Below are 11,141 nucleotides of genomic sequence, written 5' to 3' on the forward strand. Positions count from 1 at the left end.
GCATTGGAACGAAAAGGTACTCTAAGGATTGCTACTATCACCGATCTTCGATCATGAGCTTGATTTAACTTTGTTTATTTCCTGCATTCATACACAATACTAGAGTCACCTTCATCAGGGTTGATAGATCCATCAAAAGCCTTAATCATTTTAATTTTCTCTGAAACCAACCTCTTTGAGAATATTAGTCAAAACCAATGAATCATCATAAAGTCGGACATTAAATACCTCAACTTCAGTTTGTACGATCTGCCCTCTATCTACCAGCTCATATCTATCGATAGAATAACAAACACTGTCTTCGTAAGTTGTTAGCCGATTTACTAGGATTAAATTACCATCTGGTTTATGGCATACAAGACCTCTCCAAACTCCAATTTGATCAGGCACTATTTTAGATGTTTCTGCTTCAAATAATAAAATCCCATCCTTATTTAAATGGTCATAAAAGACCTTCAATGCTTTTTTTACTGAGTCAAAATTAATAATATGTCCAAATGAGCCACTGGGAATGAAAATCAGGTTATATCTTTGTGCCCTATTTAAATCCTCAACAAATCCTTGCCATACTTCTGGTTTAAGATGTTGTAATTTTGCTTTGGCATGTAAGGATCTAAGCATATGCTCACTGGCATCAAAGCCCATAACTTCAAAATTTTCCTGGAGTAACGGGAGTAAAAATCGACCTGAACCACACATAGGTTCCAGAACAACCCCACCTGCATTAAGCACATATGTGCGATAAAATGCATAAGCATCCAGCGGTGGTTGGGGTCTGATTAAATCATAAAATTGTGTACACAAGCTAAGGTAGCTATCTAGTTTTTGTTGACTCATCGATAAATTTCCTAATGACCTTTGTTATATTATACAAAGCAATTTTTTACCATCTGCACGCAATTCACCTGTTGGTGATACATGTCTATATAAAGTTTGCTTAGTAATTCCAAGTTCTTCGCATAAAGGGCCGATTTTAGTCTCAAGTTGTCCTAATGAAGCCATTGCAAGTCTGAGTTTCGCTTGGGTCATTTTATAAGGACGACCACCTTTGCGTCCTCGTGCACGGGCTGATGCCATTCCAGCAAGGGTGCGTTCCTTAATCATTTCGCGTTCAAATTCAGAAAGTGCTGCAAAAATACCAAAGACCAATTTACCTGCCGAGGTTGTTGTATCAATAGCTGCGCCATGACCGGTAAGAACTTTTAATCCAATATTTTTTGCAGTTAAATCATGCGCTATATTAACTAGATGGCGAAGATTTCGTCCTAAACGATCTAGCTTCCATACAATTAATGTATCGCCTTCTCTTAACGCTTTAAGACAATTTTGAAGACCTGGGCGATCATCTAGTTTTCCAGAAGCATGATCTTGATAAATAGCTTCTTCTTTGACTCATTCAGACAATAAAGCGTCTCTCTGTAAATCTGTCGATTGTGATCCATCCGCTTTTGAAACACGAGCATATCCGATAAGCATTATTCACCCATTTATATTTATCGATAAAGAAATTTGGCGCGAGTGAGATCTATTTCACTATTTTTGGGTATTTCTAAAAAATACTCTAGTTGCCATTTTTGTGTTTTTTTTGCTTGTTTATTTACGGCTACATCCCATGGTGGATACACCCGGATGGCTCGTTTTCCGCCCTCGCCATTTATAGACAATACATCGTGCTGACACAGGACAGATTTTGGAAATATAAATTGCCCGAATCGATCCTCTTTTCGAGTGTTAATAATAAAAAAATCTAAGGAATCAGTACTATCATAGGGTTGGATAGGTCCTTTTTTGAGACGTTTCCATACCGTAACAAATTGTCCGATTTTTGTTGGTGTGATTTTAGCGACTCGAAATCGAACGGAAAAATTATTCAATTCAAAACTGTAAGCACAATACTCAGCACTTTCTGGCTCTATGGCTGGTTGTGAGCACTTAAATCCCAATGGGGTATAAACACGATTCGATACCTCGACCAGTTCTTGGTGCATGGTGTCTGTTTGTAACTGGGACTTTTGATTATTAATGATCCAGTCGGACATTTAATGCTCCTAAGGGTTAATTCCATATAGCGCTGGTTTATCAGCATCACATTCTACAACCCTTATTCAGCAAGGCTTATAGAGCGAGCATTGATGGTTTCATCCTCTAATAGTAATTTCGCAACCTCTTGAATATAAATAAGTTTTTCTGATTTGCAAAATGTAAATATACCTAACATATTAAAATGTTGCCATGCAACGGGAGATAATCGTTTAATTTCGTTGCATAATGCCTCATCACCACGTTGTTTAGCCTGCTCTAAAAGAGCTGATAATAAAGCAGTATTATAATAAATCATGCAACAAGCCAAGATTTTATTGCACTGATTATTAATTTCCAGCATTTTGTCAGTTTTTCCTAACAATTGCTTGCCACTGATTTTGAGGATCGCTGAACGTAATTGATGGAATGCTTCACCTCTATTTAATGCTCGATGAACACAGCGTCTCATCTCAACATCATCAATGTACTTAAGCATATAAATGCTCATAATTATCTTATCAAACTCTATCAACGCCTTTAGAGTAGAGTTTGCTTTTGTATAAGAAGATAGTTTTCTTATCACCGTGCTCTGTGAGGTTTCTTTCATCGCAATGGATGCAATAATTCTCAAGATATTATCCCATTCATCAATAATTAATTGTTTGCTAATTTTTTTAGAAGGTTTTATTAAAAATTTACTGTATTCGCTTGGCTTTTTAAAGGCAACGAGATTTTTGTCGGCTTTTCTGTTTATTTTGGTGAACCTCGGCATAAAATCATAACCAAACAAATACATCAGTGCAAAATTAACCCGGTTGATGCTATGCATGTCTCCAGATACGACTGTAATCTTCAGATCGCTGGTATTGTTGTAAACAATATCCAGAACATGATGGCTTTCATGTTCATTTGCACCAATTACCTTGGTATTAACGGGTAGATGATTAGCAATTAGACTATAAGAAACAACACCTTTTCCATATCCAAAATATTTTGTTGAGTACCGTGCCATTATTGTTTGATATTTTGTTTCTAATTTTTGACCATCAAGACTTGCATGTATGCCATAGTCCGATAAATTATAATATTCAAAGATAGGTAGTTTTGCAATGTGATTAATAATTTGATCGCCTGCGCCAATCAATGATTCCAGCCGAATAAAAGTACCTTCAACATTATTTAAATCGTGAATACTTACATCAGAAGACTCAGCCATCCGCTTCTTCCCAATAGAGGCTCCTTGCGCTATAAGGTACGCTTTGACATGTTCTGGTTTTACAGCTGTTTTAGCCCCTTTATTTAAAATATGAGTGAAACGCTCAAAAAAACCAGTCGCTTGGGCAGTATAATCAATGCCACTGGCCAAACTAACCGTTTCGATTTTTTTATAGAAAGGATTATTAGCCAGCTCTTCTTTCTTTTTATAAGGTAGCCGCCAGGTTAATTTATCCTCATCAATTTTTATGTCCTTGTTTTGTTTTGAGACAATTCGCTGATTAACTCGCTTATATAGCCCATCAATTTCTTTCTCCATAGTTTTAAGTAATGACACTATAGGCTTTAAGTTTAAGCAGTCGGATAAATTATCAAGTATTTTTGTTTTGTCCTTTAACCAAGAGTCCTTGGAAATTAATTCATTCTCCAATCGTCGATAATTCACTGTGTCTGAAATAAACAGGTTGCCAGAGCTGAGTTCTTTCGTAATTTGCTGATAAAGAATCACTTCATACGGATTAATATTAATAAATTTAATTTTCTTTAATCGTTTTCCAGAACCGCTTATTGTTTTCTTATAAATTAAATATTTTGTCATTCCCGATGGTGCGAAAGCGAGGGGAACTGTGAGTGCAGGGATGTCTTCTACCTTCCATTTAGCAAGTAGCTGCTGCATGAACTCAATTGCACTACCTAAATTTGCTTGTTGCTCAGAATTAAATTCTAACGCTGTGAAAATGGAACGTAAATTCGTTTTAATAGCGCTGAATTCATTGTCATAATATGCCCATGTATAGTCTCTCTCATCAATCGATGGATTTGCCAGTTTTTCTGCAAATACGCTAAAGTTTTTTTGATCAACAATCTCATAACAACTTGGTCTAATATTGTCTGAAACAATATCATGATTAGCAATAATTTTTAGAATCTTACTTGCTGTTTTTCGAGCAGGATCTATTCCAAGTTTTGCTTCTAATACACAGGATTGTGCATAAGCTTTCGCTAAATCTTCATATGTACCCATTTTGTGAATAAAAAATGAAGTCAGATGATCATTTAATTTAACAAAACGCTGCCAAACAAAGTATATCAAATATAACCTTGCTTTTTTCCTGTTTAATTTTTGAAGTATATTGACCTCATAGAACTCGGCAAGCCCTGTATAGTATTGAATGTTCTGCCTTGAAATGTTCAATAAGGGTATTATCATTTTCGCTTTATTAAATAAAGCGAAAATTTGTCTTTGTTTCGAAAGTTCTTTCTGCATTTCTTTGGTTTTAAAGTTCTTTGGATCTTTTTTCAATAAAGTTAAATTGTGAAATAGGTCGTCCTTTGCTAATAAACTATCAAGATCAGCCTTCTCCACTTTATTTAATAAACGCTCTAATTTTAAAGTTAGCCTGTTTTCTTCACGACTAATCGCTTTTGAAACAATAGTCTGTAATGTTGAATATTTAGGACGAATAGTTTTATGCTGTTCACAAAACTCCAGGAGTTCATCAAAAACAAATTTTGGCTGCAAATCACGACTGGTGAGTTTTTTGGCATGGCGACCCAGATTAGCAATGAATTCAGCACCTGAACGTGTATAACTGTAAATATCAAAAATCATTTTTTGTGCAGCATAATGCTTATTGATATCAATGTCTTTTTTAGGGAAATTAGTCCCTGGAAAATGTTGATTGATAATAAACTGTGTGTCGTCTTTTACTTGCTGAAAAGTAAATTTATAAAAATTCCTGGTTGCTCGGAAGTATCCTACCTGCAACTTGGCATCTCAAAACCTACATTATATAAATACCTAAAATTCCGTTGTGTGCCTATTGGTATAAAGGAGTCTCATGAAGTTTGAATAAAGGAGCTGAAGGATGTGAGGCATCAGACGCTGTTAATTTCAGTAGACTCCCAGTACACTAACCTTATGTTAGTTATAAATTAAACGAATGATTAAATCAGATTCTTTTTATAATTTAGAAACCTTGGGCGGCATTTTATTATTTTTTGCAGCAGTTCTTGCAATTCTAGTGGCGAATTCACCTTATCGCTTTACTTACGAGCATTTCTTACACATTAAAGCAGCCCTTGGTGTTGGCCCTCTATACATACAAAAACCTTTATTATTGTGGATTAACGATGGCTTAATGGCCATCTATTTCCTGTTAATTGGTCTTGAAATTAAACGAGAAATCAAACGGGGCGTTTTAAGCAATAAAAAAAACTTGTTTGTTCCTGTCATTACGGCACTATGTGGTTTACTCGTTCCCGCTTTAATATTTATTGGGTTTAACGCGCATAATCCAGTTTATCTGCAAGGCTGGGCTATCCCTACTGCGACTGACATTGCCTTTACTTTAGGGATTGTATCTCTATTGGGCTCTCGCATACCCCTTTCTTTAAAAATCCTGCTCACAGCGATTGCTATTTTTGATGACATCGCAGCTATTGTCATTATTGCTTTCTTCTACACCAAAAAACTCTCGCTTCTGTCACTTTCCTTAGCTCTGTTGATGAGCCTAATTTTAGTTGGTTTAAATTATTTTAAGTGCCGCCGTGTTTCAGTATTCATGGTTGTAGGCTTTGTTTTGTGGGTTGCCGTCTTAAAGTCAGGCGTTCATGCCACTTTGGCCGGCATTGTTATTGCCATGACCATTCCCGATGGAAAGAAGAAGTCCATGCTTACCCGTTTAGAAGAAAGCTTACATCCCTGGGTAGTATTTATCATTCTTCCTGTTTTCGCTTTTGCTAACGCCGGAGTAACTTTTATCGGCCTTGATACATCTATGTTCATCCATCCCATTGTTTTAGGAATAGCCTTAGGCTTATTTATTGGCAAACAAGTCGGTATATTTTTGTCATTAGGTTATTTTGTACATTTTAAACAACTTCTTAAAAATGATAACGTTACTCTTCGCCAGGTCTATGGTATTGCATTAATTTGCGGTGTGGGGTTTACCATGAGTTTATTTATTGGCTCTTTGGCCTACCAACACAGCACCTTGGATTTAATCCCTTTAGTCAAAATCGGTGTGGTTTTAGGTTCGTTAACTGCAGGGTTAGCTGGATTTTTTGTTTTAAAAAAAGCATCTCACAAAAACACATTTTAATTAAGGAGAATGACCATGGAACGGATGACCGCAATTGTAACTGGTGGTACTGGTGGTATAGGTAGTGCCATATGCCGGCAGTTAGCGCACAACTATGCAGTAATTGCTTGTTATTTTAAAGACGGCAAGCATGATGAAGCCAAGCGTTGGCAGGAAGAACAACGAAAAGCAGGGTTTGATATAGAAATTATTTATGCGGACATGGCGCAATTTTCAGATTGTGAACACTTAGTGTCCCAAGTGATGGAGCGTTATGGGCGTATTGATGTGTTAGTTAATAATGCGGGGATTACAAAAGATTCCAGTTTAAAAAAAATGTCCCCAGAACAATGGCAACAGGTAATTGATGCTAATCTTACCAGTGTCTTTAATATGACACGAAATACCTTACCAGCTATGTTGGATAAAGGGTATGGTCGTATTATTTCTATCTCATCCATTAATGGCCGAAAAGGACAGTTTGGCCAATGCAATTATGCAGCAAGCAAAGCGGCTTTATTTGGATTTACCAAAAGTTTAGCTCTTGAAGTCGCCAATAAAGGAATCACAGTCAATACTATTTCGCCCGGTTATATTGAAACGCCAATGATAAGTCAAATGCGTGAAGAAGTTTTAACCAGCATTATCTCTGGCATCCCAGTAGGACGATTAGGACAACCTCAAGACATAGCAGAGGCAGTTGCTTTTCTGGCATCGCCTTCAGCAAGTTTTATAACGGGTGCTAATATAGATATAAACGGGGGTCAGTACATGTAAATATCAGGCGGGTTATTTTAAATAATACCGATAAGGCAAAAGAAAACTGGAGCTAAGGAGCCTAATACTCCTTAGATTATTAAAACAACCCGCTGCACTTTACATATTTTAAGGATGAAATCACTAATGCAACAATTTCAAAATATCTTATTTGTGAGTCATGGTATTCGTGATGAAATGGAAGGGTTAAAACAGACTCTAAGTCTTGCAAGAACCAATCAAAGTATGCTTAAGATCCTTATCGTGTGCCCAGAGCTTCCGCAAACTCATAAAGAATATAAAAAATCGTACGAGGATTTTCTGAAGGAGCGAATGGCCAAATCCATTCAAGCCATACAAGTGATGTTACAAATAAGTGACACAGAACTGAGCATCGCTATTGAACTTGATTGTGGCTCTGCTCCTTCTGTGCGGATTATCCGCCATGTATTGCGTGATGGACATGATTTAGTCATTAAAGAAGCTGAACCCAAGGTGGATGGTAAAGGATTTGAGGTACTGGATATGGCATTGCTGCGTCAATGCCCATGTCCCGTATGGCTATGTCGACCTATTAGACATTCACGCAATAACATCCAGGTAGCCGTAGCTATAGATCCTGAAAATGAAGAGCAAGTAGGTCATGATCTGGCACTAAGGCTGTTACAGGTTTCTCACACCCTTGCAGACCGATGCAGTGGTGAACTGACCATTATTTCCTGCTGGGTTTATCAGCTTGAAGAATATTTGCGCGATCGAATTTACATCAAAATATCCCAAAAAGAATTAGACAAAATCGTAGCAGAGACTCAAGTTGAACACCTCTTGGCGTTAGAAACAGTGATTAAGGAAGCTAATATCGGTGGTCGCTATAAAATTCAGCATGTTAAAGGTCAACCAGAGCACGTGATGCAAAAAATCATTGAGAATAATCACATTGATGTATTGGTTATGGGTACTGTGGCGCGAACAGGGATTCCAGGCTTTATTTTTGGCAATACAGCTGAAAGTGTTGTACAACAACTCAGTTGCTCTTTACTGGCCTTAAAGCCTAATGGCTTTGTTTCGCCGGTGAGCGCCTATTAAACAATAATAGAGTCAATGATGACAACGGATGCGATAATTAAGGATAAGCCACAAATCTGGCATGACCAACCCACAACAATGGTAGTTGCTGTTTTAAAGAGCTCCCTGTCAGGTTTAACTCATGATGAAGCTCAATCACGGCTTAAAACCTTCGGTTATAATCGGCTACCAGAGCCTGCCAGGCACAGTGTACTACTTCGATTTCTTTTGCAGTTTCATAACATCCTGATTTATGTTTTATTAGGGGCAGCGGTGATTACTGCTCTGTTGCATCATGTCATTGATACGGTAGTGATTTTAGCGGTAGTAATAATCAATGCCCTGATTGGTTTTATTCAGGAAGGTAAAGCAGAAAAAGCACTGAGTGCGCTTCGCCAGATGCTCACCCCAATAGCAACCGTGCTTCGAGACGGCGAACGTCATAGTGTACCAGGAGAAGAACTGGTGCCTGGTGATATCGTATTGTTAGAAGCAGGAGACAAAGTGCCTGCTGATGTACGCCTATTTAAAACCCATGGCCTTACCATTGACGAAGCCATACTTACTGGTGAGTCAGCTCCAGTGGAGAAACAGATCACATCAGTGAATACCGATGTAGCACTCGGTGATCGCACTTGCATGGCGTTTAGCGGTACCTTGGTCACTAACGGTCAGGGCAGAGGCATTGTGGTGGCAACTGGTGAGACTACTCAAATTGGGCACATCAGCGGTTTGTTATCGGCAGTACAGACGTTAACTACCCCATTGATAGTTCAGATGGGATTGTTTGCTCAATGGCTTACTACACTGATTTTGCTGATTGGGGCATTACTGCTCGCCTATGGCTATTTTGTGCAGCACCATCACTTTGGCGAACTGTTCATGGTTGTTGTGAGCTTATCGGTTGCCGCCATCCCAGAAGGACTTCCTGCAGTGCTCTCGATCACGCTTGCCATTGGCGTACAAGCTATGGCCCGTCGAAATGCAATTATACGTCGTTTACCTGCTATAGAAACCTTAGGTTCAGTATCGGTTATTTGTACCGATAAAACCGGAACGCTCACTCTAAATAAAATGATAGTCTCATCGGTTGTTACAGCTGCCCATGAGTTTACATTAGACGGTACAGGGTATGAGCCAAGAGGCACTATTCAATTAAATAAGGAAGCCATTAACATCAATCAGTACCCTTTGTTAGCAGAACTTGCCAGGACATCCATTCACTGCAATGATGCAGCACTTCATGAACATGAAGGAAATTGGCGAGTAGAAGGCGACCCCATGGAAGGGGCTTTGTTAAGCTTTGCAGGAAAAATAAATCCACTACTTTTTGAAGAACGTAGTACCTGGATGCGTACGGATGTGATTCCTTTTGATTCCAAATACCGTTTCATGGCGACACTCCATCATAATCATTTAAAGCAAGCCTTTGTTTTTCTCAAAGGAGCACCTGAACAGCTTTTAACTCATTGTGAGAAACAAAGAACAGAAGACGGTAGAATGGAACCCATAAATAAAGCCTACTGGCATCATCAAATAGAGCAGATAGCCGCCAAGGGACAACGAGTATTGGCTTTAGCAATGAAGCCAATAAATCCGGAACATACGGTGCTTGAATTTTCGGATGTGGAACACGAGTTGATTTTTCTTGGTATGGTGGGTTTGATTGATCCTCCACGCCCTGAAGCAATTGCTGCTATTAATCAATGCTACAAAGCCGGTATCGCCGTGAAAATGATCACAGGGGATCATGCGCGTACTTCAATTGCCATAGCCCAACAAATTAGGCTTAAAAATGCCGATAAAGTGCTGACCGGTAACGATTTGGATCATATGAATGACGAAGAACTTGCCAACGCAGTATTAACGACGGACGTATTTGCCCGCACAAGCCCTGAGCATAAATTAAGATTGGTTATGACCTTACAATCCCATGGAATGACAGTCGCCATGACCGGTGATGGATTGAATGATGCGCCAGCTTTGAAACGAGCCGATGCGGGAATTGCAATGGGTAAAAAAGGCAGTGAGGTGGCTAAGGAATCTGCTGAATTAATATTGGCGGATGATAATTTTTCCTCCATAGTCGCTGCAGTTCGTGAAGGTCGAACAGTATATGATAATTTAAAAAAAGTCATCAGCTGGACTTTACCCACCAATGCAGGTGAAGCAATGACCATCGTTGTGGCATTACTGTTTGGGATAAGTTTACCGGTAACACCTATTCAGATTTTATGGATTAACCTGATTACTGCGATTACCCTGGGCCTTACTTTAGCCTTTGAGCCAACAGAAGAAAGTACGATGCAACGTCCCCCACGCTCACGTCATGAACCACTTCTTAGTGGTGTTCTGGTTTGGCATATTATTCTTGTTTCTATTCTTTTTTTGTGTGGCGTATTTGGACTCTATTTCCATGCATTAGAACGTGGCTACTCAGAAGTTCTTGCTCAGACTATTGCACTAAATACCTTGGTGGTCATGGAAATTTTTCACCTGTTTTTCATTCGGAATATGTATGGTACTTCACTAACCTGGAACGCTGTTAAAGGTACAAAAGTGGTCTGGTTGGCAGTAATAATCATTACTGTAGCTCAGTTTTCCATCACTTATGTACCCTTTTTTCAGAAGATATTTATTACAGAATCAATTCCTTTTACAGAAGGAATACTTATTGTCTTTAGTGGTGTCCTATTTTTTGCACTAATTGAAATTGAAAAGCAGATTAGATTACTTATTATTCGGAAAAACCATTTCTATTCAGATTCATTGTAATATGCTAGGTACATTTACATTTTGCAAATCAGAAAAAACTTATTAATATTCAAGAGATTGCGAAATTACTGTTAGAAGATGAAATAATCAATGCTCGCTCTATAAGCCTTGCTGAGTAAGGGTTGTAAAGGTTGATGCTGATAAACCGGCGCTATATGGAATTTACCCCTAGAGTGAAAACTGTATAGGGTGGCTTTCTTCAGACCTTTAATTCTGGGTGCAAAA

Annotated in this window: 8 protein-coding genes; 4 read left to right on the forward strand and 4 right to left on the reverse strand. The window is 38.4% G+C overall.

Translation table 11 applies throughout. The features are described from left to right. Positions 1-150 precede the first annotated feature (150 nt). From LDG_RS13280 to LDG_RS13295, 4 genes are all read right to left on the reverse strand, one after another. The gene (locus tag LDG_RS13280) at positions 151-837 is read right to left on the reverse strand and encodes a class I SAM-dependent methyltransferase (protein WP_006871916.1); all 687 of its coding nucleotides are present in this window, start codon (positions 835-837) and stop codon (positions 151-153) included. A 24-nt stretch (positions 838-861) separates the two neighbouring features. Continuing rightward, the gene (locus LDG_RS13285; RefSeq protein ID WP_233491544.1) at positions 862-1,377 is read right to left on the reverse strand and encodes a recombinase family protein; all 516 of its coding nucleotides are present in this window, start codon (positions 1,375-1,377) and stop codon (positions 862-864) included. Between the two features lie 116 nt (positions 1,378-1,493). Beyond that, entirely contained in the window at positions 1,494-2,039 is a 546-nt protein-coding gene (locus LDG_RS13290; RefSeq protein ID WP_006871918.1) for a MepB family protein, read from the reverse strand. Positions 2,040-2,101: 62 nt separating this feature from the next. Then, positions 2,102-5,005, reverse strand: coding sequence for a Tn3 family transposase (locus LDG_RS13295; protein WP_006871919.1), 2,904 nt, complete (start codon positions 5,003-5,005; stop codon positions 2,102-2,104). Positions 5,006-5,180: 175 nt separating this feature from the next. Here LDG_RS13295 and nhaA point away from each other — a divergent pair, with 175 nt between their 5' ends. From nhaA to LDG_RS13315, 4 genes are all read left to right on the forward strand, one after another. Beyond that, the gene (gene nhaA / locus LDG_RS13300) at positions 5,181-6,341 is read left to right on the forward strand and encodes a Na+/H+ antiporter NhaA (protein ID WP_006871920.1); all 1,161 of its coding nucleotides are present in this window, start codon (positions 5,181-5,183) and stop codon (positions 6,339-6,341) included. Positions 6,342-6,356: 15 nt separating this feature from the next. Further along, positions 6,357-7,097, forward strand: a complete 741-nt coding sequence (gene phbB / locus LDG_RS13305; protein ID WP_006871921.1) for an acetoacetyl-CoA reductase — start codon at positions 6,357-6,359, stop codon at positions 7,095-7,097. 126 nt (positions 7,098-7,223) lie between these two features. Beyond that, on the forward strand, positions 7,224-8,162 hold the full coding sequence (locus tag LDG_RS13310; RefSeq protein ID WP_006871922.1) for a universal stress protein: 939 nt from the start codon (positions 7,224-7,226) through the stop codon (positions 8,160-8,162). 18 nt (positions 8,163-8,180) lie between these two features. Further along, positions 8,181-10,916 carry a cation-transporting P-type ATPase gene (locus LDG_RS13315; protein ID WP_006871923.1) on the forward strand — a complete coding sequence of 912 codons (2,736 nt, stop codon included), beginning with the start codon at positions 8,181-8,183 and terminating at the stop codon, positions 10,914-10,916. Positions 10,917-11,141: the final 225 nt, after the last annotated feature.

This window comes from Legionella drancourtii LLAP12 (assembly GCF_000162755.2).
GTDB classification, from domain to species: Bacteria; Pseudomonadota; Gammaproteobacteria; order Legionellales; family Legionellaceae; genus Legionella; species Legionella drancourtii.

Bases quoted from the DNA above. Each gene is read 5' to 3' on its own strand.
- phbB (WP_006871921.1), top strand. From the start codon at position 6,357: ATGGAACGGATGACCGCAATTGTAACTGGTGGTACTGGTGGTATAGGT.
- nhaA (WP_006871920.1), top strand. From the start codon at position 5,181: ATGATTAAATCAGATTCTTTTTATAATTTAGAAACCTTGGGCGGCATT.
- LDG_RS13315 (WP_006871923.1), top strand. From the start codon at position 8,181: ATGACAACGGATGCGATAATTAAGGATAAGCCACAAATCTGGCATGAC.
- LDG_RS13280 (WP_006871916.1), bottom strand. From the start codon at position 837: ATGAGTCAACAAAAACTAGATAGCTACCTTAGCTTGTGTACACAATTT.
- LDG_RS13290 (WP_006871918.1), bottom strand. From the start codon at position 2,039: ATGTCCGACTGGATCATTAATAATCAAAAGTCCCAGTTACAAACAGAC.
- LDG_RS13310 (WP_006871922.1), top strand. From the start codon at position 7,224: ATGCAACAATTTCAAAATATCTTATTTGTGAGTCATGGTATTCGTGAT.